Genomic DNA, 26159 nt, shown 5'->3' on the forward strand with positions numbered 1-26159 from the left:
TCGACGCAACGCTTCAAGAACGGATATTCGATGGGAATCACAGACGATCTCTTCGCCGAGCAGACCGCACCGGACGGCGAACAACTGACGCTCGGCGACTACGCCGAACGCGCGTATCTCGACTATGCGGTGAGCGTGGTCAAGGGCCGCGCGCTGCCCGACGTATCGGACGGGCAAAAGCCCGTGCAGCGCCGCATTCTCTTCGCGATGAGCGAGATGGGACTCGCGTCGAACGCGAAGCCGGTGAAGTCGGCGCGCGTGGTGGGCGACGTGCTCGGCAAGTATCACCCGCACGGCGACCAGTCCGCGTACGACGCGCTCGTGCGTCTCGCGCAGGACTTTTCGATGCGCTATCCGCTCATCGACGGTCAGGGCAACTTCGGCTCGCGCGACGGCGACGGCGCCGCGGCCATGCGGTACACGGAAGCGCGCCTGACGCCGATCGCGCGTCTCCTGCTCGATGAAATCGATCAGGGCACGGTCGATTTCATGCCGAATTACGACGGCTCGTTCGAAGAACCGAAGCTGTTGCCCGCGCGCTTGCCGTTCCTGCTGCTGAACGGCGCGTCGGGGATCGCGGTCGGTCTCGCGACGGAGATTCCGTCGCACAACCTGCGCGAAGTGGCGCAGGCGGCCGTCGCGATGATCCGCGATCCGAAGCTCGGCCACGCGGGCGTGATGGAAAAGCTCACCGGCCCGGACTTTCCGGGCGGCGGGCAGATCATTTCGTCGCAGGCGGAAATCTCGGCGGCGTACGAAAGCGGGCGCGGCAGCCTCAAGGTGCGCGCGCGCTGGAAGATCGAAGACATGGCGCGCGGCCAGTGGCAGCTCGTCATCACCGAATTGCCGCCGAACACGTCGGGCCAGAAGGTGCTCGAAGAGATCGAGGAACTGACCAATCCGAAGATCAAGCTCGGCAAGAAGACGCTCACGCCGGACCAGTTGCAGACCAAGCAGACGCTGCTCGGCCTGCTCGACACCGTGCGCGACGAGTCCGGCAAGGACGCGCCCGTGCGGCTCGTGTTCGAGCCGAAGTCGAGCCGTATCGATCAGACGGAGTTCGTGAATTCGCTGCTCGCGCACACGAGCCTCGAATCGAATGCGGCGATCAATCTCGTGATGATCGGCGCGGATGGCCGGCCGCGTCAGAAGGGCATCGTCGAAATCCTGCACGAGTGGGTCGGCTTCCGCTTCGTCACGGTGACGCGAAGGACGCAGCATCGGCTGAACAAGGTCAACGACCGCATCCATATTCTCGAAGGGCGCATGATCGTCTTCCTGAATATCGATGAAGTCATCCGCATCATTCGCGAGGCCGAGGAGCCGAAGCAGGCGCTGATCGCGCGCTTCAGGCTGTCGGACCGGCAGGCCGAGGACATCCTCGAAATTCGGCTGCGGCAACTCGCGCGCCTCGAAGCGATCAAGATCGAGCAAGAATTGTCCGAGTTGCGCGACGAAAAGACGAAGCTCGAAGAACTGCTCAACAGCGACGCGGCGATGAAGCGTCTGCTCATCAAGGAGATCGAGGCCGATGCGAAGCAGTTCGGCGACGATCGCCGCACGCTGATTCAGCAGGCCACGCGCGCGACGTTCGAAACGCGCGTCGTCGACGAGCCGGTGACGGTCGTCGTTTCGCAGAAGGGCTGGGTGCGTGCGCTGAAGGGCCACGGGCTCGATCCGGCGGGCTTCACGTTCAAGGCCGGCGACAGCCTCTACGCGGTGTTCCAGGCGCGCACGCCGGACACGCTCATCGCTTGGGGCAGCAACGGGCGCGTGTATTCGGTGCCGGTCGCGACGCTGCCGGGCGGACGCGGCGACGGCGTGCCGGTGACGTCGCTGATCGAGCTGGGATCGGGCACGCACTTGCTGCATTACTTCGCGGCATCGGCGGATCAGGCGTTGCTGCTGGCGTCGAACAACGGCTTCGGCTTTATCGCGAAGATCGGCGACATGGTGAGCCGCGTGAAGGCGGGCAAGGCGTTCATGACCATCGACGAGGGCGCGGCCCCGCTTGCGCCGATGCCGGTCGTGCCGGGCGCGACGCACGTGGCGTGTCTGTCGAGCATGGGCCGGCTGCTGGTGTTCGGCATGGACGAGATGAAGACGCTGTCGGGCGGCGGACGCGGCGTCACGCTGATGGCGCTCGATCCGAAGGAAACGCTGCTTCAGGCGCTGGCTATCGATGCGCGCGGCGTCGTGCTGACCGGAACGGGGCGCGGCGGCAAGGTGAGGGACGAGAAGCTCAGCGGGTCGCAGTTGCAACTGCATCTCGGCAAGCGGGCGCGCAAGGGGCGCGCGCCGGATACGTCGCTGAAGGTGAGCGAGATGCGGCCGGTGTTCGAGGGGTGATGGCTGCGGTTGTTGCTTGATGAGCGCCCCGCAGCGATGTGCTGCGGGGCGTTTTGTTTTGTGGCCTCTTGCGTTACGGATTCAAAGGACGGCGCGATACGTCGCCAGCGCCCTGCAGGTCTGCACCATGCCTTGCTTGAGCATGATGTCGAGGTATCGATCGATATCGAGCGGCGGATGCCGAAGCTGTTTGCGCTGCCGCTGTGCGGCCTGAATGACGGCGGCGGGGTCCAAGTCGAACAGGTCGTCGACAAAGGTATCGGGATGCTGCGCTTCGATGCCGAACTCGTCGAGCACGGCGGCCGGAAAGTCCTTTTCGTTGAACGTGACGATGACGCTCGCACTGCAACGGATGGCCGCGGCAAGGACATGGCGATCGTCCGGGTCCGGCAGCGTCAAGCCGGCGATGAGCGCTTCGTGTCCGCTTATCATCGCATCGGGAATCGCGTCGTTCATTAACGCCGCTGTGCGATCGAGCTGTTCAGCGCTCAGGTCGGGGCGGTTCTTCAGCAGGTTGCGTTTCCATTCTCCGTGAATCTGCTCGCTCCATCGCGCTCGAAACCGTCCGGACAGTCCCAGCCACATCAGAAAATCGCGCAGAGGTGCGGGGTACAGCACGCACGCGTCATAAATAACCGTGAAGCGGGAACTCCTCATTCGTAGCCCATTCCTAGTTCTTGTGCTTGTCGGGCTAGTGCAGCCATCGCTTCTTCGCTTCCCTGCTCGCGTTCCGCTTTGTAGCGCATCAAATCGGCAAAGCGAATTCGCCGATGCTTGCCGGTCTTGTGAAACGGCAACGCCTGCGCTTCGAGCAGCTTGACGAGATGCGGCCGCGAAACCTGCAGCAGATCGGCGGCTTCCTGCGTGGTGAGCTCCGCATGGACCGGGACGATTCGCACCGCGTTGCCATCGGCCAGTTCAGCGAGAATGTCGATCAGCAGCCGCAGTGCGGAAGTAGGAAGTTCGACCTGATGGGCCTCGTTCTTGTCGTCGTAGATCTGGATGCGCTGGGTATCGAAGCCGGTCGAGAGATAAGCGGCCAGCGCGCGCTGACCCTCGACGGCAAGCTGAACCTCGCGTTCGACGGGCAGGCTGGTCCCGGAAGGGGCGATATGCGTCATGGCTTTCTCCGTGTCGCGTTCGACAAAGCGCCATTTTATTCGAAATAAACGAAACACACATCGTGCGACTTGAAGCGCGTCGCGGGCGCGCCCTCTTACTTTTCAAACTCGGACCCCCCATGACCAAAGCCATCGAAGCCGCGCTCTTTCTCCATCTGATCGGCGTGGCCGTGTGGATAGGCGGGATGGTCTTCGCGAACTTCTGCTTGCGCCCCGCGCTCGGCGATCTCGCGCCGCAACTGCGGCTCCCGCTCTGGGAAGCGGTATTCGCGCGCTTCTTCAACTGGGTCGCGGGCTCGGTCATCGTGATTCTGCTTTCGGGCGGCTTCCTGCTCATGCAATTCGGCGGCGGGCATGCCGCATGGCCGCTTCACGCAATGGCCGGCCTCGGCATCGTCATGATGCTGATCTTCGGGCACATCCGCTTCGCGGTATTCCCGCGCATCCGCCGTGCGGTGCAGGCGCAGAACTGGCCCGACGGCGCGCGGGCGGTCGGCACGGTCCGGCGGCTCGTGGTAGTGAATCTCGTGCTGGGTATCGTGACGATCGGAACGGCGGTGTTGTCGCGCGGGTTTTGATCGACGTGGATTCGCCTTGACTTGCCGCGATCCGGCTGCGTTGCATTTCCGTGGCGCAGCGTTCAGCCGCGCCTTGTCCGTCAAGCGTCAAGACTTCGCATCCGTCGAGTCAGATTCGGTCGAGCAGTATGACCTGACGTCCTTCGGCCAGACCGGATTGCCCGCGCCGTCCACGAGTTGTTGCGCGCCGCACGCAGCGCGCGTGACGGAGAAAAGGGTGTTGCCGTTCAGATCGTACGCCGCACGCAGGGTCTTTTGTTCTTGCATGCCGTCGAGGTAGACGGTGTACCCGAAGATCGCGCCTTTCGCTTCATCGATCACAAGTTTGTCCCACTGCGGAGCAATCAGCGTGTTCCCGTTCAGATCGAGCAGTGCCTCGCCGTTTAGGCTCAATGCGCGCAAATATTTACCCGACTTGTCGAGCGTGATCTGGATATACCGGTCCGGCTTGACGAGCACCGTTCCGCTGCGATCCATGAGACCAAGCAATTCGGACTCGGTCATGATCGTAGGCAAGGGCTCCGAACCGTTCGCGGTGTTTATGGCCGGCTTTCCTTCTTTGGAGAAAACGTAGCGATCCGGCGCGACAATGCCAATCAGATAATAGACAGGCGAAATCTCCTCGCGTGCTTCATCGAGATTGAATATGCCGGCCTTCCATGAAAACAGGCCAGTGGAAGTGAATACCGCTTCATAGCCCGGCACGCTGGACACATTACCCATGATCGTTCTGCGCGCACCGGCGGTGTCGGTGTATTCGGTTTGCAGGATCTGCCTTCCGGACTTGTCGATCGCTATATATTTATTATCGTCATCGCTTTGATCGCGTTGGGGCTGGACCAATGCCGCGCGCTTGCCGAATGTTCCGCACTTGCGGTACTTCGGCGCGATCACCGTTTTGCCTGCGTAGTCCATATAGCCGCAAGGGGCGGAGCTCCCCTCGCGATAAGCGACGAGTCCGCCGCCCGGTGTGCCGAGCCACTCGAATTTCCGTGGCAATACTTGCTTGCCTTGCGAGTCGATCAAACCGTATCCGTCACGGATCATCGACACGACCATATGGTCATCGCCGATGTCGTCTATTCGGCGGAACGCGGCCTTTTTCCGGGCCCCGGTGTGGACATTGACAATCCAGTGTTCGTCGCCGCTGTCGGCCACGACCCAGCCGGCGTGTTTGTCGGGGTCGCCCAATACTTCAGTCGAGTCGAATTCGGCTCCCGTCAGTGTTGTGCCGTCCGCCTTCAGCATGCCGCGCTTCTGGCCGATCTCGAATCCGATGTATTGATTTTCTCCGCCTGGAAAGACGCTATCGAATCGCGGCGGCTGGATTTCGTCGCCTTTGAAATTCGCGACACCGAACTTGTCGCCACGCAAGAAACCGAAATAGCCCGGCGTGGCTTCGTAGAAATCGCCTCCAAAGCTCTTGATGACCTTCCTGCTTTTCTGGTCGACGAGCTGCAATTTATTTCCATACTTCAGCAACATCGTGCCCTGCATGGGGAACGTAACCAGACCCGGTTCGCCCTTTGTGAACGGGATCAGTTCGGATGCGTTCTGATCGATCAGTCCGCATGCGCCGTTGACGCAAACCGCCACGTTGAAATCCGCCGTGGACGGGAGATGTGTTTTCGTTTCTGTCTTGCTCGAACACGCGGCTAGCAGGCCAACGCAGAGTGAAAGGAATATCGGGCGGATATTGGCGTCACGCAGCTTCATCGAATAAACCTTTCGTCGGAAAGGCCCGGATTCTAAGACGTGACATTCGAAAAAATCAGGATTGCAACGTTAATTTACTCCGATGCCGCTTATCGCAATTTTGAACTTCAGTGGCGAAATTCCCCGCGACCCGCTTTCACCCCCCACGCTCACCACTCAGCGCCGCGTCCCTCCGCCCGCGCGGCGCGCGCCCGACCGGCCAGCCGCACACGCCGAAGCGGTCGAGCAGCGCCTGCACGCCATCGGCGGGAACGGGTCGCGAAAACAGGAAGCCTTGCGCTTCCACCGGCCCGAGCGCCGCGAGCCACGCAATCTGTTCCTCGCGCTCCGTGCCTTCCACGACGACCGTCAGCCCCAGCGAGCGCGCGAGATTCACGATCGCCGACACCATCACGCACACGCTGCGGTCTTCGGGAATCGCCTGGATGAACGAGCGATCCACCTTGAGCGTATCGACGGAAAAGCGGTTCAGATACGACAGCGACGAATACCCCGTGCCGAAGTCGTCGAGCGCGATGCGCACGCCCAGTCTCTTCAGCGCGACGATCTTCTCTTCCACCAGCTCGGGATATTCGACCATCACGGTCTCGGTGATTTCGAGTTCGAGCTTCTCCGGCGGAATGCCGGTCGTCTCGATCGCGCGCGCGACCGTCTCCAGCAGATCGCCGCGCCAGAACTGCACCGCCGAGATGTTCACCGCGAGCGACAGCGCGGTATAGCCCGCGCGCTGCCACTGCGCGAGCTGCGCGCAGGCGGTATGAATCACGAAATCGCCGACCGCCACGATCAGCCCCGTCGATTCCGCGACCGGAATGAACTCGTTGGCCGGAATCAGTCCGTGCTGCGGATGATTCCAGCGCACGAGCGCCTCGAAGCCCGTGATGCAGCGGCGCGCCAGATCGATCTTCGGCTGATACACGAGAAACAGTTGCTCCTCCGTCAGCGCGACGCGCAATTGCTGCTCCCACTTCATCAGATGATCCGCGCGATGCGACAGTTGCGGCGAATAGAACTGATAGCAGTTGCGGCCCGCGTCCTTCGCGCTGTACATGGCGAGATCGGCTTTCTTGAGCAGGTCGATCTCGCTTTCGTTCGATACCGAAAAGAGCGCAATGCCGATGCTCGCATGCAGCACGAACGCGCTGCCGCGCACGTCGAAGGGCGTGGCGAACATCGTCGCGATATCGTTGGCGAGCGTGACGGCGCGCTGCTCGACATCGTCGCCCTTGACGACCACGACGAATTCGTCGCCGCCGATGCGCGAAAGCGTCCCGCTATGCCCCACGGTTTCCGCGAGCCGCGAGGCCGTCATCTGAAGCACGATGTCGCCGGCGTTGTGGCCGAGCGTGTCGTTGACGGTCTTGAAATTGTCGAGGTCGATGAACAACAGCGCGAGCCGCCCGATGTTCTCCGTCTGCACGACGTCATGACGCAACGCGCGCAGCGTCGAATAGCGGTTGCGCAGGCCGGTGAGCAGATCGTATTCGACGAGATGCGTCATCTCGCGCTCGCGGCCGAGCAGCTTGCCGATCAGGCCCGTCGCGACCGCGAAGAAGCCGAGCATCGCGAACGAAATGAAGCTCGCCATCAACAGATAGACGTTGCGCGTGTGATGGTAGTCGGCGAACTCCTCGCGCACCGACAATCCGACGAGCACGCCGAGCGGATAGCCGTCGATATGCCGATACGAAACGATGCGCTTCACGTGGTCGATCGGATCGACGTACATGCCCGACGCGTGATCCGATGTCGGATAGACGCCGCTCGCGCTGAATTCGGCCTGGGGCGCGGCAACCGGATTGCGTGCGCTGCCTTTCATGACGGCCGATTGCGACGACGGGTCCGTCAGCGTGCCGCCCGTGCCGCCCGTGCTGCGAGCGAGCACCGCGCCGTTGTCCGACACGACCGCGATCACGCCTTCGCGCCCGATCGACGCGACGTTGTAGAAGTCGTTGGTGAAGTAAGTCGGATCTTCCGACACGACCACCACGCCCGCGAACGATCCGTCCGGATGATTCAGCCGCCGCGTGATCTGCAACGTCCACTTGCCGGAAACGCGCCCGCGCACCGGGCGGCTGATGTAGAGCAGGTCGTCGTTGGAACTCACGTGGACCTTGAAGTGCTCGCGGTCCGAGAGATCGATCGGCCTCGGACGCGGGTCCGACGTGTTCGCGATGAGCTTGCCGTCTTCGTCGATCAGCGAAACCTGCACGAGCGTGTCGCTTTGCACGACGCCCTTGTCGACGGTCGCGATCAGATCGAAGTTCGCCGGCGACTTCTCGTACTCGTACTTGACGAAGCGCGTGATCTGGTCGACCTGATGGATCGCCTTGATCGTGTGCTGTTCGAGCGCGGACGAAAGAATCGCGGCGGATGCCATCGATTCGTGCGTCGTCGCGTCGCGTTCCACCGAAAGCCGCGCGAAGATCACGGCCCACAGCAGCACGAGCACGAGCGTGCCGAGCACGGGAATCGCCAGCAACGCACGACGCCGCCGCGCCGCCGAAGCGCTCGGGCGGGGATCGGTTGCTGTCTGAAAGCGTGTGCGCTTCATAGGGCGCCCGCAGCGAGAGAATCGCTCGGCGTATGCCGTGCCGGAAACCGCGCGGGATGAAAAGGGCGATGCATGTCCTGAGGCGTTCCCCGAAACGAATCATTGAAGCGTAGCGCGCCCGGTGCGCGCGGCCGGTGGTGCGGAAGCGGCGCCTTTCGGACCGGCGCGCGATTTGTCGACGATTTTTCCGACGCGACTGGCGAGCATACGTTTGCGTGTCGACGATTGGCTTCTTTTGCTCGCGACCGGCCGTACCGTCGCGCGCCGAGCCTGTTGTCCGACCCCGAATGTCCGGATAGTACTGAAGGCGCCGGAATTAAGGAAGCGCGATCACGCCGGCTCGGGGTTTACGCCTTGCGCGCGCAGGTCATTGTTTCAGAAGCGGAAAGTGCCGTCGATGACAGTCACGGAATCGCCACCGACCCACACCGGCGAACCGTCCGCGCGGTCGTCGTAGGTGATGCTCACGCGGCCATCGCGATAGAGCGCGGTGCCCTGGCGCACGGTATAGGCATCGCCGGGGCGCTTGTTCTGCGCCGTCAGCAGCATGGCGAGCGCGGCGTTCGCGCTGCCGGTCACCGGATCTTCGACGTTCTCCGCGCCGAAAAGCAGCGCGCGCAATTCGAATGTCGCGGGCGCGCCGTTCTCGTGCGGCCCGTACACGACGATGCCGTGCGTGCCGGTTTCTGCGGCGAGCGCAGTGAGCGCCTCTTTCGCGGCGGGCGAAAGCGATAGTGAAAGACATTGCGCCGCGTCGCGCAGACGGACGATCAGCCACGGCGCACCGTTGTCGACCGCGCACGGCGGCGCGCTGAAGTCGATGGAAGCGGGCGCGAGCGCATCGGCGAGACGCTGGCGCTTTGCGTCGTCGAGCGGCGTCATGCGCGCGGGCGGCGCGGCGAAGGCCCATCGTCCTTGATCGTCCTGCGCGAGCGTCACGAGCCCGACGCCGCATTCCTGCACGAGCTTGCCCGGCGTCTTCGGCGCGTAGCCGCTTTCGAGCAGCGCGTGCGCGGTCCCGAGCGTCGGATGGCCGGCGAAGGGCAATTCGGTCGCCGTCGTGAAAATGCGCACGCGATAGTCGGCGCGCGGATCGGTCGGGCGCAGCAGGAAGGCCGTCTCCGAGAGATTCGTCCATCGCGCGATGGACTGCATGCGTTCGGTCGAGAGATCGTCGGCCTCGAAGACCACCGCGAGCGGGTTGCCCTTGAAGGCGACGGACGTGAAGACATCGACCTGTTTGAAGCGGACGGCGCGAGTGGACATGGTTATCGGCGATGGAAATTAAAAAACCCGGCGCGCGGACACGTCGGGTTTTCGTTGGAACGATGAAAGCGGTGAACGCGTGTTCAGCCCACTTCCGCGATCATCTCGATCTCGACGCACGCGCCGAGCGGAATCTGCGCGACGCCGAATGCGGAGCGCGCGTGCTTGCCGGCATCGCCGAAGACTTCCGCGATCAGTTCGGACGCGCCGTTCGTCACGATGTGCTGCTCGGTGAATTCGAACGTGGAGTTCACGAGGCTCATCACCTTGACGATGCGTTTCACGCGGTTCAGATCGCCCGTGTGCGCGTGCAGCGTCGCGATCAGGTCGATGGCCACGCTGCGCGCGGCCGCCTTGCCTTCCTCGGTGGCGATGTCCGCGCCGAGCTTGCCCGCGTGCACCTTGCCGTCCTTCTTCGCGATATGCCCCGACAGATAGACCGTGTTGCCGCTTTGCGCGCTCATCACGTAAGCGGCGGCCGGCGCGCCCGCCACGGGCAGTTCGATACCGAGTTCCTTCAGCTTGTCATAAACATTCGATGCCATCGTTGCTCCTTGATTGCGATGAAAGATTCAGACGCTCGCGCGAATCAGCGCGCCCAGCTTCGCGACGCCTTCGTCGATGGTCGCGGGCGGCACGGTGACGAACGAGAGGCGCATTGTATTGTGCTCGGCTTCGTTCGCGAAGAACGGACCGCCCGGCACGAACGCCACGTTCTGCGCGATGGATTGCTCGAGCAGTTTCATCGAATCGATGTGCTTCGGCAGCTTTACCCACACGAACATGCCGCCTTCTGGCCGGTTCCATTCGACGCCCGCCGGCATGTGACGCTCCAGCGCCGCGAGCATGGCTTCGCACTGATTGCGATACAGCGCGCGGATGGTCGGCACGTGCTGGTCGAGAAAACCGTCCTTCACCACTTCGTGCACGATGCGCTGCGTGATGCTCGGCGTGTGGAGATCCGTCGCCTGCTTCGCCTGCACGAGTTTGAAGTGCAGTTCCTCGGGCGCGATGATGTAACCCACGCGCAGTCCCGGCGCGAGCACCTTCGAGAACGAGCCGAGATGAACGATGTGATCGGGCGCCATCGAGAGCATGGTCGGGAGCGGGGCGCCGGCGTAATCGAGCGCGCCGTAGGGATCGTCCTCGATGATCGGGAACGCGGCTTTCTGCGCGAACGCGGCGAGCGCGCGGCGGCGTTCGAGCGGCAGGCGGCGGCCCGTCGGATTCTGGAAGTTCGGCTGCGCGTACAGCAGGCGCGCGTTCGCGACGAGCGCGGCGTCGAGTCCTTCGGGAATCAGGCCGGATTCGTCCGTCGGCACCTGCACGTAGGAAGGCTCGAACATCGAGAACGATTGCAGCGCGCCGAGGTACGTCGGCGTTTCGACGAGCACGCGGCTGCCCGGATCGACGAGCACCTTGCCGAGCAGATCGAGCGCCTGCTGCGAGCCGGTCGTGATGAGCACCTGCGTCGGGCGGATGGTCGCGCCGTTCACCGAATAGCGCGCCGCCACCCATTCGCGCAGCGGCATGAAGCCTTCGGTCGCGCTGTACTGGAGCGCGGCGGCGGGCTGATCGCGCAGAATGCGCTCGGACGCGTGGCGCATCTGCTCGACGGGAAACGTCGCCGGCGAAGGCAAGCCGCCCGCGAACGAAATGACTTCGGGCCGTTCCGTGACCTTGAGAATCTCGCGAATCGCCGAACTGGTGAGCTTGCGGGCGCGTTCTGAAAGTTGCCACGGCGTGGCGCGAAGATCGGCTTGATTCATGAAAGGTCTCGTTTGTCTCGGGTTTTAGTCGGGGATCGCGTGCAAAAGGAGGACGCGCAAACCGCGATTATCGCGCGGGCGCGTCGCTGCGTCACTTCGTCACTTCGGTCGGCCCGCGCGCAGGGCGATGGGCGCATTATCGGCCGAGCCGGTAGCGACGCGCGCCGCATCGTTGCCGCCGCCAGCGGAAGTGCGCCGCGCTTGCGGAGCCGGATCCGACGTCGATACGACAGCGGGCGCCGCCCGCACTGCAGCCTTGCGGCCCAGCACCACGGTCACGATGACCGCCGCCGCGTAAAGCCACGTCGACGTGCTCACGTGTTCGCCGAAGAAGAGCGCGGAAAGCGCCATCGTGAAGAAGATTTGCAGGAGTTGCACTTGCCCGACGCGCGCGATGCCGCCCATCGCCAGGCCCGCGTACCACGCGAAGAAGCCGATGAATTGCGAAAAGAGCGTCACGTAGCCGAACGCGAGCCACGTGCGCAGCGCGAGCGGCTCCGGATGCGCCGCGTGATGCGCCCACGCGAGCCAGCCGACCGGCAGCAAGAGGAACGGCGCGGATAGCACGAGCGCCCAGCAGATGACCTGCCAGCCGCCCATCTGACGCGCGAGCCGCGCGCCTTCCGCGTAACCGAGCGCGCCGATGCCGACCGCGACGAGCATCAGCAGGTCGCCCGCCTGCAAGCCGCCGCCGCCCGACTGCAGCGCGAACGCGACGACGATCGCGCTGCCCGCCACCGCGCTCGCCCAGAACGCCTTCGACGGCCGCTCGTGCGAGAGCCACGCCGCGTAGATCGCGACGCACAGCGGCTGCAGGCCGTTGACGACCGCGCCGTGCGAGGCGGGCACGGTTTTCATCGCCCAGGCGGAAAACACCGGAAACGCGATGATCACGCCTAGCGCGACCACGGCCAGGCTCTTGACCTGCGGCCACGTCGGCAGCTTTTCGCGCCGCCATGCGAGCAGGAGCGCGGCGGGAATCGCCGCGACGAGCGCGCGCCCGAGTCCGTTCAGAAGCGGATGCACTTCCTGCACGACGATGCGCGTCATCGGCAGCGTCAGGCTGAAAATGACGACGCCGATCAGGCCCAGCAGCATGCCTTCGGTTTCGCGGGTCTTCATGATGCGGCGTCTCCTTGTGTCGACTGCGGCGCGTCAGTCTGTTGTATCGGTGATATCGATGGAAAAGGGCAATTCGGGTTCGGCGGGCGCGTCGGCGGTTTTGCCGCTTTTTCCGCGACGGCGCTTGCCCGCTTCCTGCTGCGCGGCCCGCGCCGCTTCGGCCGCTTCTGCGGCTTCGCCCAGCGTGAGCGCAGAGCCGTCCGGCAGCTCGAATTCCGCGACGATCACGGGCGCGCCCGCCGTCGCTTCGACGCGCATCAAATGCGACGCGCCGAGCCACGCCAGTTGCTCCGCGACGGCATCAGCGTTCGGATGAAAACCCGTCAGCGAGCGCAGCAGAATGCCGGTTTCGGGCAGCGTGTCGCTAGGATGGCGCGGCGTGTCCCACTGGATCAGCGAGGGCAGCACGCCGTGGCCGGCGTCGCGCCACGCGGGGAACGCGCCGTCGTCGGGAACGGTGAGGTTCCAGGTATTGCCGCCGCGCGACATCGCCACGACGGGCGCGATGCGTTCCGGATACTGCTCGCGCCAGCGCGTGAGCGACTTCGGCCGATCCACGCGCGCCACCCAGTGCACGAGTTGCGGACCGTTCGCGAGGCGTTCGTGCATCGCGGGATCGTCGAGCGCGAAGAGGCGGGCGCGCGGCGTTTCGCGCGGCGCGGCGGCCGGATCGACGGCGATCACTTCCAGATACGCGCCGCCCCACAGGTTCAACAGGCGATTGTGCGTGCCCATCAGCGGATGCGCGCCGCCCGGCGCGGTCTGGACGCCGAACTTCGCGGCGACGAACTGCGCGCCTTCCTCGAGCGTGCGGGCGGCGATCACGAGATGGTCGAGTTTCAGCGGATGAGCGGTCATGGTCAGCGGTGAGCGAAATCGGGCCGTTAGCATAACCGTTCGCCCGGCGGGGCGAAAAGCGCGCTGATTCGATTGCCGGAACGCAAAATGTAGCCTTAACGACCAGAACAGTAACGGTACAATCGGCCAGATTGGATTCGGTACAGTTTTCAGCCGATGGCTTAACGCCGCTGACGAGGAACCCGCGATGTCCGTCCCGCTCGACCAAATTCCCGCGCCGCACGACGCCAGCCCGCTCACGCTCGTCGATCAGCTGGTTCAATGGGGCCGCCGGCGCATCGACGAGCGCGTGTTTCGGCCCGGCATGCGCATGCCGTCCATCCGCAAGCTCGCCATCGATAAAGGCGTGTCGCGCTTCACCGTCGTCGAGGCTTACGAGCGGCTCGTCGCGCACGGCTATCTCGATTCGCGGCGCGGCTCCGGCTTCTACGTGCGCGACCGCGTCGTGTCGGCGGCGAACGCGATTGGTCCTACGGGCGCGGCGGCGCAGAGCGAGCCGGTGCAGAGCGCCATCGACGTCGTCTGGCTCTTGCGCAATATGCTGCATACCGCGAGCCCGGAAAAAGGCCCGGGCCTCGGCTACTTGCCGGGGCGCTGGCTGGACGGCGAACTCATCACCAACGCGCTGCGCTCGATGAGTCGCCTCTCCGGCGCGCAGATGCTCGGCTTCGGCACGCCGCAGGGCTTTTTGCCGCTGCGCCAGCAATTGCAGACGCGGCTCGCGGAACTGGAGATCGGCGCGTCAGAGCAGCAGCTCGTGCTCGTGTCGGGCATCACGCAGGCCATCGACCTGATCGCGCGGCTCTACGTCAAACCGGGCGATGCCGTGATCGTCGGCGATCCGGCGTGGTTCCAGATGTTCGGCCGATTCGCGTCGCAGGGCGCGCGGCTCGTCGGCATGCCGTACACGCCCGACGGCCCCGATCTCGACGCGCTCGAAACGCTCGTCGCCACGTGGCGGCCGAAAATGCTCATCATCAACTCGGTGCTGCACAACCCGACCGGCACGTCGCTGACGGCCGCGCAGGCGTTTCGCATCCTGCAACTCGCGCAGCAATACGACTTCATCGTCGTCGAAGACGATGTCTACGGCGACCTTTGCCCGACCGGTTATCCCGCGACGCGCCTCGCATCGCTCGATCAGTTGAAGCGCGTGATCTTTCTCGGCAGCTTTTCGAAGACGCTCGCGGCGAATCTGCGCGTGGGCTATGTCGCGGCGTCGGCGGACGTGGCGAAGGCGCTCGCCGACCAGAAGATGCTCGTCGGCATGACGAGTCCGGAGCTGAACGAGCGCGTCGTCTACAAGGTGCTGACCGAAGGGCATTACCGGCGGCACGTCGAGCGGCTGCGCACGCGGCTCGACGGCGTGCGCGACAAGACCGCGCGCATGCTCGAACGGACCGGCCTCCGGCTATTCACGACGCCCGAGGCGGGCATGTTCCTCTGGGCCGATGCGGGCGTCGATTCCGATGGCCTCGCCGCGGCGGGTCACGAAGCCGGCTTCCTGCTGACGCCCGGCAGCCTGTTTTCGCCGCAGCAGTCGCCGACGACGTGGATGCGCTTCAACGTCGCCAATTGCGGCGATCCGGCGCTGCCCGCGCTCATCGCGGGCCATCTGGAGAAAGTCGCGCGGCGCGGCGTTTCGGCAGATGACGGCGATCGGACGGCGCGTCGATGAAATCCGCGAGCACGGTCTCGAAAAGCGCGAGCGCATCGGGCGCGTGCCGGTAGCGCGCTTCGTAGAGGCGGCTCGGGGCGTCGCGAAAGCGCAGCGCGAAATAATCGGCGAGCAGGTTGCCTTGCGCTTCCATGTTGTAGTCGGACAGGCGCCTGCCCACGCCCAGCCTGTAGCCGTAATCGAGACCGATGCGGATCGCGCCGCGCGTGCGCACCCAGTAGCCGAGCTGGAATTGCCAGACGTGCGTCATTTCGTGGATGAACCACATCTGGTCCGGGATGCCGCACGCGGCGAAATCGTCCTGATGACAGGCCGGCGGAAAATAGAGGCTGCCGTTGGGCGCCATCGCGGTGTGCGGCGGCTGCAGTCCGAACGGCAGATACGGCCGCGCGTGGACGCGGACCGTCGAATAATCGATCGCATCGCGGAAAACGAGACGCGCGAGCGCGATTTCGTCCGGCGTGAGCGGACGGACACGGCGATCGGACGTGCGCGGCAAAGGCATGGCGTTTCGTTTCGATGAATCGGGATGCGAATCCTGGCGAAGCGCGGGCATCGGCTCTTGAAAAGGAACGGATCGGCCTCATATCGGACGAATTCGCCGGGGCGCGCAATTTTACGCCGCACGAAAGCGCGCCCGGCGGCCCGACAGCTATTGACGAACCCAACACAGAGGACCCGACCATGGCGCAAGAAACCATGAGCTTTCAGGCGGAAGTGAAGCAGCTTCTGCACCTGATGATCCATTCGCTCTACAGCAACAAGGAAATTTTCCTGCGCGAGCTGATTTCCAACGCGTCCGACGCCGCCGACAAGCTGCGCTTCGAAGCCCTCGAAAACGGCGCGCTGTACGAGAACGATCCCGACCTGCGCATCCGCGTGTCGTTCGACAAGGCCGCGCGCACGGTCATCATCGACGATAACGGCATCGGCATGAGCCGCGACGAAGCCATTTCGCACCTCGGCACCATCGCGCGTTCGGGCACCAAGGAATTCTTCTCGAAGCTCTCCGGCGACCAGCAGAAGGACGCGGCGCTCATCGGCCAGTTCGGCGTGGGCTTTTATTCGGGCTTCATCGTCGCGGACAAGATCACGGTCGAGACGCGCCGCGCCGGTCTGCCGGCGAGCCAGGGCGTGCGCTGGACGAGCGCGGGCGAGGGCGACTTCGAGATCGAGGACATCGAGCGCGCGCAACGCGGCACGACCATCACGCTGCATCTGCGCGCGGACGAGGACGAACTGCTGTCGGCGCATCGGCTGAAGTCGATCATCCAGAAGTATTCGGATCACGTCGCGCTGCCCATCCTCATGAAGAAGGAAGAGTGGGACGCCGAGAAGGGCGAGATGGTCGAGAAGGACGAGGACGAGACCGTCAATCAGGCGAGCGCGCTGTGGACGCGTTCGAAGAACGACATCACGGACGAGCAGTACAAGCAGTTCTATCAGCACATTTCGCACGATCACGACGACCCGCTCGCGTGGACGCACAACCGCGTCGAAGGCCGCAGCGAGTACACGCAACTGCTGTATGTGCCGAAGCATGCGCCGTTCGATCTGTGGAACCGCGAGCATCGCGGCGGCCTGAAGCTCTACGTGAAGCGCGTGTTCATCATGGACGATGCCGAGCAACTGCTGCCCGCGTATCTGCGTTTCGTGAAGGGCGTGGTCGATTCCGCCGATCTGCCGCTCAACGTCTCGCGCGAAATCCTGCAGGAAAGCCGCGACGTGAAGGCCATTCGCGAAGGCGTGACCAAGCGCGTGCTGTCGATGCTGGAAGAGATCGCGACGTCGTCGGCGGAAGCCACGGAAGACGCCGACAAGCAAAAGTATCAGACGTTCTGGAACGAGTTCGGTCAGGTGCTGAAGGAAGGCATCGGCGAGGACTTCGGCAATCGCGAGCGCATCGCGAAGCTCGTGCGCTTTGCATCGACGCAAAACGACAGCGACGCGCAGAACGTGTCGCTCGCGGATTACGTCGCGCGCATGAAGCCCGAGCAGACGAAGATCTACTACGTGACCGCCGACAACTGGCAGGCCGCGAAGAACAGCCCGCATCTCGAAGTGTTCCGCAAGAAGGGCGTCGAAGTGCTGCTGATGACGGATCGCGTCGACGAGTGGATGCTGTCGTTCCTGAACGAGTTCGACGGCAAGCCGTTGCAGAGCGTCGCGCGCGGCGATCTGGATCTCGGCGCGCTGAACGACGAGGAAAAGCAGCAGCAGGAGAAGGTCGGCGAGGAGATGAAGCCGCTCGTCGAGAGGATGAAGGAAGCGCTCGAAGGCAAGGCGAAGGACGTGCGCCTCACGTTCCGCCTGACCGATTCGCCGAGCTGTCTCGTCGCGGATGAAGGCGACATGAGCGGCTATCTGCAGCGCATGCTGAAGGCGGCGGGGCAGAAGGCGCCGCAAGCGGAGCCGATTCTGGAAGTGAATCCGGATCATCCGCTCGTGAAGGCGCTGAATGCCGACGACGCGAACTTCGGCGACTGGTGTCATCTGCTTTTCGATCAGGCGATGCTGGCCGAAGGCGGCGTGCTGGAAGATCCGGCGAGCTTCGTCAAGCGGACGAACGCGTTGCTGCTGGCGCGTTGATGGTTCGATGAGGTGAAGGAGAGCGCGCCGCCGGGGAACCGACGGCGCGTTTTTTATTGGGCTTTTGCAGCGCTGGTCGGTCGTGGCCGAGCGTCATCCGAACTCCGGCGCGGTTCTATAATCTCCGCCATGTCGATTCCCAACGATCCCGTCGATGCTCACTGGCGCATCGCGCCGCATCCCGCCTGCACCGACGATCAAAAAGACTGGCTCACGCGCGGCGGTTCTCTCACCGCCCACTTGCGCACGCTCGGCGCGGTGACCGTCGACGTGACGCGCGAAGCCGTCGATATTCCCTGGCGAGACGAATGGCGCGCGATCGGCGTCACGCCGCGCACGCCCGTCTGGACACGCGAAGTCACGCTGAAAGTCGATGGCGTGCCGTTCGTCGCGGCGCACAGCATCGTCGCGCTTTCGCACAGCACGGGCGTGTGGCAATCGATGCGCCGTTTGCGCACGCGCCCGCTCGCGGAACTGCTTTATAGCGACAGCAGCGTGTCCCGTTCGATGCTCGCGAGCCGCGTGCTGACCGCGCGTCATCCGCTGTACCGGCTGGCCGCGCAAAGCGCGAAGCAGGCCGATGCGCCGCACGCACCGCACGCACCGCATGCACTTGTGGCGCGCCGATCCGTCTTCGTGCGCCACGGCGCGCCGCTGATGGTCACCGAATGCATGCTCGATGCGCTCTGGCGCAAGCTCGCCGCGTCGCACGGCGAGAAGCATCATCGCGAACATGCGCGCGCTTACGGGCATCTCGCGTCGCATGCAAAGCGCGTCGTGCGCGGCGAGGCCAAATGAAACTCGCAGGCTTTCCGCCGATCGGCGATCACGCGACGCACACGCTCATTCTCGGCAGCTTTCCGGGCGTCGCATCGCTGGCCGCGACGCAGTATTACGCGCATCCGCGCAACCAGTTCTGGCGGCTCGTCGGCGCGGCCATCGACGAATCGCTGCACGAACTTCCGTACGACGCGCGCCTTTGCAAGCTGCTGGAAAAAGGCATCGGCTTATGGGACGTGCTCGCCGCATGCGAACGCGAGGGCAGCCTCGACAGCGCGATCCGCAACGCATCGCCGAACGACTTCGCCGCGTTTCACGTGCGCTTTCCGAAGCTGCGCAAGGTGTGCTTCAACGGCAAGACATCGGGCAAATTCGCGCCCGTGATCGGCGCGGCGGGCTACGCCACGCTCGTGCTGCCGTCGTCGAGTCCGGCCAATGCTATCCTCTCGTTCGACCAAAAATTGCGCATCTGGCGCGACATCCTCACTCATGACGAATCTGATCAAGCGCGCGTCGGCTGAAGCCCGCGCGTTCGGCCGCAAGAAAGACAGCGGCAAGCAAGCACGCCGTAACAAGTCCGATGCCGACGACCTCGCCAACGCACCGCGCATCGACGCGCCGCGCAAGCCGCGCTTCGCGCCCGTGACGTTCTCCGAAGAAGGCGGCGTGCGCTTCCTGCACTTCGGCACCGAATGGGTTCAGGGCGCGATGCGCCTCAAAAAGCCCGATCACATCGAACTCGAATACGCGCAGCAGATGATGGCGTGGCTGCTTTTCGTCGAAACGCCCGAGCGCATCGTGCAACTGGGCCTCGGCGCGGCGGCGCTCACGAAGTTCTGCTACCGGTTCCTGAAGCGCGCGAAAGTGGAGGCGGTGGAGCTGAATCCGGCTGTCGTCATCGCGGCGCGCGCGATGTTCGAGTTGCCCTACGACGACGCGCGCCTCACCGTCACCGAACGCGATGCCTGGGAGTTCGTCAACGACCGCGCGAATCACGGAACCATCGGCGCGTTGCAGATCGATATCTACGACGCCACCGCGCGCGGCCCCGTGCTCGACAGCGTGTCGTTCTATCGCGCCTGCCGCGCGTGTCTCACGCCGGAAGCGGGCGTCGTCACCATCAACCTGTTCGGCGATCATCCGAGCTTCGTGCGCAACATGCGTCACTTGAACGAAGCGTTCGATCGTCGCGTGATCGCGCTGCCCGAAGTGCACGACGGCAATCGCGTCGCCATCGCGTTCGCCGGACCCGCGCTCGACGTGCCGTTCGCCGCGCTCAACGAACGCGCCAAACTGCTCGAAGCGCAACTCGGCCTGCCCGCGCGCAAGTGGGTGAAGGGCCTGGCCGAAAGCGCGGGCGTCCCGGCGAACGGCTCGTTCACCATCTGAGCGCATCGGTACATATCGCGCATAGCGGGGCGCAATCCCGTTACAACGGCCTTTCACGTAAGGAGAATGGTCGGGATTCCCCCTGCTTGACCGTGTTTTGGCGGTCCCTATACTCCTCCTGTTATTTCGGGGGCGCTTCCAGCGGCGTGACTGCCTGCCCGCCGCACCGGACGAGCCCGCAGGCTCGCCGGGAGCGGCTCGAGAAGCGCATGCTCAAAACAAAGCGAACAATTTGCATGGAACCGGAGTAACGGGCAATGTCCGACTCTGGCCGCAAGAGGAGACGGTCATGGCTTCCGATCCAAGCCGAACAGGACAACCGCGCAACAAACATTGGCTCTGGCTGCTGATCCTTCCGTGGATCGGCGTCGTATGGGTGCCGTTCTACAACAAGATCGAGCCCGTTCTCTGGGGCTTTCCGTTCTTCTACTGGTATCAGCTTCTCTGGGTGCTGATCAGCGCGGTCATCACGGCGCTCGTCTACAAGAAGACCAAGGCGCTGCCTTCGGGCCGTAACGCCCAGGGAGGTGCGCGATGATGAACGCCACCGCAACCTTCGTCTTCGTTCTCTTCTTCGTCGGCGTGACGATCCTCGGCTTCATTGCCGCTCACTGGCGCAAGGGCGATCTCGCCCAGCTCGACGAATGGGGCCTCGGCGGCCGGCGCTTCGGCACCATCGTCACGTGGTTCCTGCTCGGCGGCGATCTCTACACCGCGTACACGTTCGTCGCGGTGCCGGCGCTCGTGTTCGGCGCGGGTGCGACGGGCTTCTTCGCGCTGCCGTACACCATCCTCATTTATCCGTTCGCGTTCGTCGTGTTTCCGAAGCTGTGGAGCATCGCGAAGCGTCACGGCTATGTGACCGCCGCCGACTTCGTCCACGCGCGATACAACAGCCGCATGCTCGCGCTCGCGGTCGCGTTGACGGGTATCGTCGCGACGATGCCGTACATCGCGCTGCAACTCGTCGGCATCGAAGTGGTGATCGGCGCGCTCGGATTCAGCACGCAGGGCTTCGTCGGCGATCTGCCGCTCATCATCGCGTTCGCGATTCTCGCCGCGTACACGTACACGTCGGGGCTGCGCGCGCCCGCGATGATCGCCGTGGTCAAGGACGTGCTGATCTACATCACGATCATCGCCGCGATGATCGTCATTCCCGCGCAGCTCGGCGGCTTCGGACACATCTTCGGCGCGGTGCCGCCCGCGAAGCTGCTGCTGAAAGCGCCCGACGCCGCGAGCCTCAACGGCTACAGCGCCTATGCGACGCTCGCGGTCGGCTCGGCGCTCGCGCTCTTCCTGTATCCGCACTCGGTGACGGCGATTCTCTCGTCGAACTCGGGCAACACGATCCGCCGAAACATGGCGCTGCTGCCCGCGTATTCGCTGGTGCTCGGGCTGCTCGCGCTGCTCGGCTACATGGCGCTCGCCTCGGGCGTGAAGGACATGCCGGAGTACGCGTCGTACTTCAAGGCCTACGGCGCGAACTTCGCGGTGCCGGCGCTGTTCCTGCACTACTTCCCGTCGTGGTTCGTGGGCGTGGCGTTCGCGGCCATCGGCATCGGCGCGCTGGTTCCGGCGGCGATCATGTCGATCGCGGCGGCGAACCTCTACACGCGCAACGTGCATCGCGAGTTCGTGAATCGTTCGATGACGCCCGAGCAGGAAACCAACGTCGCCAAGCTGGTTTCGCTGATCGTGAAGGTCGGCGCGGTCGTGTTCATTCTCGCGCTGCCGCTGACCTACGCCATTCAGCTTCAACTGCTCGGCGGCATCTGGATCATTCAGACGCTGCCCGCGCTCGTGCTCGGGCTGTACACGCGCGTGCTCGATCATCGCGGCTTGCTGATCGGATGGGCGGTGGGTATCGGCGTCGGCACGTGGATGGCCGTGGCGCTGCAACTGAAGGGCTCGATCTATCCGCTGCATCTGTTCGGCTACGTCGTGCCGGGCTATGCGGCCGTCTGGGCGCTGATCGCGAACCTGGTCGTGTCGATTGTCGTCAGCGTGCTCGTGCGCGCGCTCGGCCTCAAGCGATCCGACGACCGCACGCGGCCGGAGGATTATCTGGACGTCGTGGAAAGCTGACCTCGCGCGGCCGCGCATCATGCGGCATCGCGTCTGCTACGCTAACGCCCGTAATGGCCACCGGCCGTTGCGGGCGTTTTGTCTTCAAGGCAAGCGAAACAGCAAGCACTCATCGACGCGAGCGAACCATGGCTTCATCGACATCGGCGTCATTGCGCAAGGGCCGCGCGCGGCGGTTGTGGCACGGCGTCACGTCGCCGTTTTTCCGATACCGGCACGCGAAGACGATTCACGCGGTGCGCGTCGCGCTCGGCATGGCGACGTCGTTTCTCGTCACCACGGGCATCGACGTGCCGCACGGCGTGTGGGCGTCGGTCTCGCTGATCGTCGTGATCGGCGGGCTGCAGCACTACGGCAATATCCGCAAGAAGGCGGCCGAACGCGCGATCGGCACGGCGCTCGGCGCGGCCATCGGCCTCGTGCTGATCCTCGTGCACATGCTTTTCGGCTCACTCACGCTGTTCTTCGTTCTGATGTCGGCGATCGCGGGCGCATGCGCGTATTACGCGATCGGCAAGGCGGGCTACGTCGCGCTGCTGACCGCGATCACGATGGTCATCGTCGCGGGCCACGGCGATTCCCCGTTCGATGTCGGCCTGTGGCGCACGGCGAACGTGCTGATCGGCATTGCAATCGCGCTCGCGTTTTCGTTCGTCCTGCCGCAATACGCGACCTATTCCTGGCGATACCGCCTCGCCGACAACCTGCGCGAATGCGCGCGTCTCTATGGCGCGCTGCTCGACGGCAAGCCGCTGATCGCCGAGGAAACCACGCGGCGCTTTCTCGTGATGAGCCAGCGGCTCGTGCAGTCGCGCGCGCTGATGGATTCCGTCGCGAAGGAAACGCGCGTGCCGATCGCGCGGCTGGAGGAGATTCAGCGGCTGCATCGCTCGATACTCGCGGCGCTGGAGATGCTCGTGACGTCGCTGCCGGAAGCATCGCGCGATGCGCACGGCTTCGCGCTCGACTGCACGCCGCGCGAGCAGCAGGCGCGGCACACGCTGCTGCAGATGGCGCGGGCGCTGCGCTTCGGGCGCGTCGGCCTGCTTTACGTGCACGCCGGCGCGACGACAGAAATCCGCGAGGAAGCGGAATCGGCGCAGCCGGGCATGCATTGGCTCGCGATGCGTTTCGACGAGCAGGTGGATCGCCTGCGGCTGCGTCTGAGTGAAATAGAACGGCAGTGGAATATAGAAGGCGCGCGGCCCTTCAACGGCTGACGCGCCTTGCGCGTTACGCCTGAGGCGCGGGCGCAGCGGCGGGTTCTACCGAATCGACCACGTTGATGAGCCAGGGCACGCCGAAGCGGTCCTTGAGCATGCCGAAGCCCGTCGTGAAAAACGTGGATTGCCACGGCGTCAGCACGGTGCCGCCTTCGGCGAGGATCTTGAACGTGCGCTCGCCGGATGCGGCGTCGTCGGCGCCGATGGACAGCGTGAAGCCGTGATATTCCTTCGGCGGCTGGCCGAACTGCCCGTCCGACACCATGATCGCGCTGGAGCCGAGGCTAAAGAGCCCGTGCATGACCTTGTCCTGCCACTCGGGCGGCACGTTAGCTGCGTCGGGCGTGTCTCTGAAGCGGATCAGCGTGTGAATCTGCGCGCCGAACGCGGACTGATAAAGCGCGAGGGCGTCCGCGCACCCGCCGTTATAAAAAAGATACGTATCCAGTTGCATGACTGACTTCTCCGGGCCTGGCGGCGTACCCGCCAAAGCAGGAAAGTCTATTTCAAGCGGATGGCGTACCGGCCGTGAAACGGTCAATTTAGGTCAAAGGCGACCGAAAATGCACAGTTTCGGGAAGCGATGTGACGCGAAGGCGCGAAGGAAAAGGCGGGCGCCTGACGCGCCCGCCAGCGCGCTTATTGCAGCGCGGTGATCAGCTTTTCGAGCTTGATGGCATCGGCGGCGAATGCGCGGATGCCTTCCGCGAGCTTTTCCGTCGCCATGGCGTCTTCGTTGACGAGGAAGCGGAAGGTCGGCTCATCGACACCGACTTTCTCGATGTTCTCGTTCGAGACCGCTTCCGGCGAGAGCTTGCGCTCGACCTTCTCGTCGCTGTCGGCCAGTTTCTTCAGCAGGTCGGGGCTGATCGTCAGCAGGTCGCAGCCGGCCAGTTCCGTGATCTGGCTGACGGTGCGGAAGCTCGCGCCCATCACTTCGGTCTTGTAGCCGAACTTCTTGTAGTACGCGTAAATGCGGCGCACCGACTGCACGCCCGGATCGTTCGCGCCGCCGTTCTTCACTTCGTCCCATTCGGCGCCGGCGGATTTCTTGTACCAGTCGTAGATGCGGCCGACGAACGGCGAAATCAGTTGGGCGCCCGCGTCCGCGCACGCGGCGGCCTGTGCGAGCGAGAAGAGCAGCGTCATGTTGCAGCGGATGCCTTCCTTCTGCAGCACTTCCGCCGCGCGGATGCCTTCCCACGTCGACGCCAGCTTGATCAGCACGCGCTCGCGCTTGATGCCGGCGTTTTCGTACAACTGGATGATCTCGCGGCCCTTGTCGATGGACGCCTTGGTGTCGAACGAGAGGCGCGCGTCGACTTCGGTCGAAACGCGGCCCGGCACGATCTTCAGAATTTCGGTGCCGAAAGCGACCAGCAGATGATCGATGACCTGACCCATCGGCTTGCCCGCGTGCTCTTTCACGGTCTTCTCGAGCAGCGGCTTGTAGTCGTCCTTCTGGACGGCCTTCAGGATGAGCGACGGATTCGTGGTCGCGTCCTGCGGCTTGAACTGGATGAACTGCTGGAAGTCGCCCGTATCGGCGACGACCGTCGTGTATTGCTTGAGCTGGTCGAGAGCGGATGTCATGTCGATTCGTCGGCGCAGTGCGCCTTGTCAGAGTGCGGTAACCCGCGGTTGTCCATGATCGCGATGCCGCGCCGTGCGGCTCGCCCCTGAAAGCGTTGAGCTATTCCACCATTTTAGTCCCGGGCGAGGGGATCGCGCTGAGCGCCGTGCGCGCGCCTTCGCGTTCGGCTGGTTCGACCGGGCGGGCGTCGCGGCGTTCCTCAGCCGATGGCGCTGGCCGCTTCGTGCCGGCGGCTTTCGAAACCGTAGGCATTCTAGGTTACGTCAGCGTCGGCGGGCGTTCAGCACGAGATGCGTGACGACGCCCGCGATCAAGCCCCAGAATGCCGAGCCGATGGACAGCAGCGTGAGTCCCGACGCCGTCACCATGAACGTGACGAGCGCGGGTTCGCGCTGGCGGGCGTCGTGCATGGCGTTGGCGAGGCCGCTCATGATCGAGCCGAAGAGCGCCAGCGCCGCGACCGACACGACGAGCGCCTTCGGAAACGCGGCGAACAGCGCGGCGATCGTCGCGCCGAAGACGCCCGCGATCAGATAGAACACGCCGCACCAGACGGCTGCCGTGTAGCGCTTGTCGCGATCGTCGTGCGCTTCGCGGCCCGTGCAGATGGCCGCCGTGATCGCCGCGAGATTGACGCCGTGCGAGCCGAACGGCGCGAGCACGAGCGACGCGATGCCGGTCGCCGAGATGAGCGGCGCGGAAGGCGTCGTGTAGCCGTCCGCGCGCAGCACGGCGATGCCCGGCACGTTTTGCGACGCCATCGCGACGACGAAAAGCGGCACGCCGATGCTGACGATGGCCGAAAGCGAAAACGCGGGCATCGTGAAGACGGGATGCGCGAGCGCGACGTGAAAGCGCGAAAAGTCGAGCAGCCCGAGCGCGCCCGCGACCGCGACGCCCGCGAGCAGCGTCGCCGGAATCGCGTAGCGCGGGGCAGCGCGTTTGCCGATGAGATACGTGAAGAACATCACGAGCACGAGCGCCGTCTGGTGCTCGGCGGCGCGGAAAATCTCGATGCCGATCTCGAACAGGATGCCCGCCAGCAGCGCCGCCGCGATGCCCGCCGGGATGCGCTTCATCAGCGCGTCGAACCAGCCGGTCAGCCCGACCGCCGTCAAGAGCGCGGCGCAGACGATGAACGCGCCGATCGCATCGGCATACGGGACGTTCGGCAGCGACGACACGAGCAGCGCCGCGCCGGGCGTCGACCATGCGACGACGATCGGCGCGCGAAAGCGCAGCGAGAGGCCGATGGTGCAGACCGCCATGCCGATCGAGAGCGCCCAGATCCACGAGGAGATTTGCGCGTCGCTGAGATGCGCGGCCTGGCCTGCCTGGAACATCAGCACGAGCGAACTGGTGTAGCCGGTCATCATCGCGACGAAACCGGCGACGACAGCGGAAACGGAAGTATCGGCGAAAGGACGGAGCGGGGCGCGCGCGGACGCTGCGCCGGGCGCGGAGGACGGTGTTGCTTTCATGCGA

Annotated in this window: 22 protein-coding genes and 1 pseudogene; 10 read left to right on the top strand and 13 right to left on the bottom strand. The window is 64.5% G+C overall.

Features of this window, described 5'->3' with window-relative positions:
- Positions 1-30 precede the first annotated feature (30 nt).
- Positions 31-2349, top strand: coding sequence for a DNA topoisomerase IV subunit A (gene parC / locus NCR39_RS04170; RefSeq protein WP_250450879.1), 2319 nt, complete (start codon positions 31-33; stop codon positions 2347-2349).
- Between the two features lie 81 nt (positions 2350-2430).
- Here the strand turns inward: parC and NCR39_RS04175 are convergent, their stop codons facing one another.
- Both NCR39_RS04175 and NCR39_RS04180 read right to left on the bottom strand, forming a co-directional pair.
- Positions 2431-3006 carry a PIN domain-containing protein gene (locus NCR39_RS04175; protein ID WP_250450880.1) on the bottom strand — a complete coding sequence of 192 codons (576 nt, stop codon included), beginning with the start codon at positions 3004-3006 and terminating at the stop codon, positions 2431-2433.
- Positions 3003-3470 carry a helix-turn-helix domain-containing protein gene (locus NCR39_RS04180; RefSeq protein ID WP_250450881.1) on the bottom strand — a complete coding sequence of 156 codons (468 nt, stop codon included), beginning with the start codon at positions 3468-3470 and terminating at the stop codon, positions 3003-3005. The genes NCR39_RS04175 and NCR39_RS04180 overlap by 4 nt, the downstream gene beginning before the upstream one ends.
- 119 nt (positions 3471-3589) lie before the next feature.
- On the opposite strand from NCR39_RS04180, the gene NCR39_RS04185 reads away from it, so the two are divergent.
- Positions 3590-4048 (top strand): CopD family protein, encoded by a 459-nt coding sequence (locus NCR39_RS04185; protein WP_250450882.1) that lies wholly within the window; start codon positions 3590-3592, stop codon positions 4046-4048.
- Positions 4049-4135: 87 nt separating this feature from the next.
- On the opposite strand, the gene NCR39_RS04190 is transcribed toward NCR39_RS04185, so the two are convergent.
- The 7 genes and pseudogenes from NCR39_RS04190 to NCR39_RS04220 form a co-directional block, all read right to left on the bottom strand.
- Positions 4136-5764, bottom strand: coding sequence for a WG repeat-containing protein (locus tag NCR39_RS04190; RefSeq protein WP_250450883.1), 1629 nt, complete (start codon positions 5762-5764; stop codon positions 4136-4138).
- Positions 5765-5900: 136 nt separating this feature from the next.
- Positions 5901-8318 (bottom strand): bifunctional diguanylate cyclase/phosphodiesterase, encoded by a 2418-nt coding sequence (locus NCR39_RS04195; protein ID WP_250450884.1) that lies wholly within the window; start codon positions 8316-8318, stop codon positions 5901-5903.
- A gap of 375 nt (positions 8319-8693) precedes the next feature.
- Entirely contained in the window at positions 8694-9584 is an 891-nt protein-coding gene (locus NCR39_RS04200; protein WP_250450885.1) for a PhzF family phenazine biosynthesis protein, read from the bottom strand.
- Between the two features lie 83 nt (positions 9585-9667).
- Positions 9668-10129 carry a RidA family protein gene (locus tag NCR39_RS04205; RefSeq protein ID WP_250450886.1) on the bottom strand — a complete coding sequence of 154 codons (462 nt, stop codon included), beginning with the start codon at positions 10127-10129 and terminating at the stop codon, positions 9668-9670.
- A 27-nt stretch (positions 10130-10156) separates the two neighbouring features.
- Positions 10157-11353, bottom strand: coding sequence for an aminotransferase-like domain-containing protein (locus NCR39_RS04210; RefSeq protein WP_250450887.1), 1197 nt, complete (start codon positions 11351-11353; stop codon positions 10157-10159).
- A 234-nt stretch (positions 11354-11587) separates the two neighbouring features.
- Positions 11588-12475, bottom strand: a pseudogene (locus tag NCR39_RS04215) (DMT family transporter); the annotation flags it as partial.
- A gap of 33 nt (positions 12476-12508) precedes the next feature.
- The gene (locus tag NCR39_RS04220) at positions 12509-13333 is read right to left on the bottom strand and encodes a VOC family protein (RefSeq protein WP_250450888.1); all 825 of its coding nucleotides are present in this window, start codon (positions 13331-13333) and stop codon (positions 12509-12511) included.
- Between the two features lie 187 nt (positions 13334-13520).
- Between NCR39_RS04220 and NCR39_RS04225 the strand changes: the two genes are divergently transcribed.
- A complete protein-coding gene (locus NCR39_RS04225) occupies positions 13521-15011 on the top strand; it encodes an aminotransferase-like domain-containing protein (protein WP_250450889.1) in 1491 nt (496 codons plus the stop codon).
- On the opposite strand, the gene NCR39_RS04230 is transcribed toward NCR39_RS04225, so the two are convergent.
- Positions 14935-15516: a Rhs element Vgr protein gene (locus NCR39_RS04230; protein WP_250450890.1), complete on the bottom strand. Its 582-nt coding sequence runs from the start codon at positions 15514-15516 to the stop codon at positions 14935-14937. The two genes, NCR39_RS04225 and NCR39_RS04230, sit on opposite strands and share 77 nt — an antisense overlap.
- Before the next feature lie 179 nt (positions 15517-15695).
- On the opposite strand from NCR39_RS04230, the gene htpG reads away from it, so the two are divergent.
- The 7 genes from htpG to NCR39_RS04265 all read left to right on the top strand — a co-directional run bounded on the left by htpG (position 15696) and on the right by NCR39_RS04265 (position 23077).
- Entirely contained in the window at positions 15696-17600 is a 1905-nt protein-coding gene (gene htpG, locus NCR39_RS04235; RefSeq protein ID WP_250450891.1) for a molecular chaperone HtpG, read from the top strand.
- Between the two features lie 129 nt (positions 17601-17729).
- Positions 17730-18398: a chorismate--pyruvate lyase family protein gene (locus NCR39_RS04240; protein WP_250450892.1), complete on the top strand. Its 669-nt coding sequence runs from the start codon at positions 17730-17732 to the stop codon at positions 18396-18398.
- Positions 18395-18901: a DNA-deoxyinosine glycosylase gene (locus NCR39_RS04245; RefSeq protein ID WP_250450893.1), complete on the top strand. Its 507-nt coding sequence runs from the start codon at positions 18395-18397 to the stop codon at positions 18899-18901. The genes NCR39_RS04240 and NCR39_RS04245 overlap by 4 nt, the downstream gene beginning before the upstream one ends.
- Complete coding sequence (locus NCR39_RS04250; protein ID WP_250450894.1) at positions 18870-19769, top strand: class I SAM-dependent methyltransferase; 900 nt, start codon at positions 18870-18872, stop codon at positions 19767-19769. Before NCR39_RS04245 ends, NCR39_RS04250 begins: the two co-directional genes overlap by 32 nt.
- A gap of 289 nt (positions 19770-20058) precedes the next feature.
- The gene (locus NCR39_RS04255) at positions 20059-20307 is read left to right on the top strand and encodes a DUF3311 domain-containing protein (RefSeq protein ID WP_040048868.1); all 249 of its coding nucleotides are present in this window, start codon (positions 20059-20061) and stop codon (positions 20305-20307) included.
- Entirely contained in the window at positions 20307-21857 is a 1551-nt protein-coding gene (gene mctP, locus NCR39_RS04260; RefSeq protein ID WP_250451464.1) for a monocarboxylate uptake permease MctP, read from the top strand. Before NCR39_RS04255 ends, mctP begins: the two co-directional genes overlap by 1 nt.
- A 128-nt stretch (positions 21858-21985) precedes the next feature.
- Positions 21986-23077 (top strand): FUSC family protein, encoded by a 1092-nt coding sequence (locus NCR39_RS04265; RefSeq protein ID WP_250450895.1) that lies wholly within the window; start codon positions 21986-21988, stop codon positions 23075-23077.
- A gap of 13 nt (positions 23078-23090) precedes the next feature.
- Here NCR39_RS04265 and NCR39_RS04270 read toward each other — a convergent pair whose 3' ends face one another.
- From NCR39_RS04270 to NCR39_RS04280, 3 genes are all read right to left on the bottom strand, one after another.
- A complete protein-coding gene (locus tag NCR39_RS04270; protein WP_250450896.1) occupies positions 23091-23534 on the bottom strand; it encodes a VOC family protein in 444 nt (147 codons plus the stop codon).
- A gap of 185 nt (positions 23535-23719) precedes the next feature.
- Positions 23720-24673, bottom strand: a complete 954-nt coding sequence (gene tal, locus NCR39_RS04275; protein WP_250450898.1) for a transaldolase — start codon at positions 24671-24673, stop codon at positions 23720-23722.
- Positions 24674-24937: 264 nt separating this feature from the next.
- Complete coding sequence (locus NCR39_RS04280) at positions 24938-26155, bottom strand: benzoate/H(+) symporter BenE family transporter (RefSeq protein ID WP_250450899.1); 1218 nt, start codon at positions 26153-26155, stop codon at positions 24938-24940.
- Positions 26156-26159 lie beyond the last annotated feature (4 nt).

The organism is Caballeronia sp. ATUFL_M2_KS44, assembly GCF_023630965.1.
GTDB lineage: Bacteria > Pseudomonadota > Gammaproteobacteria > Burkholderiales > Burkholderiaceae > Caballeronia > Caballeronia concitans.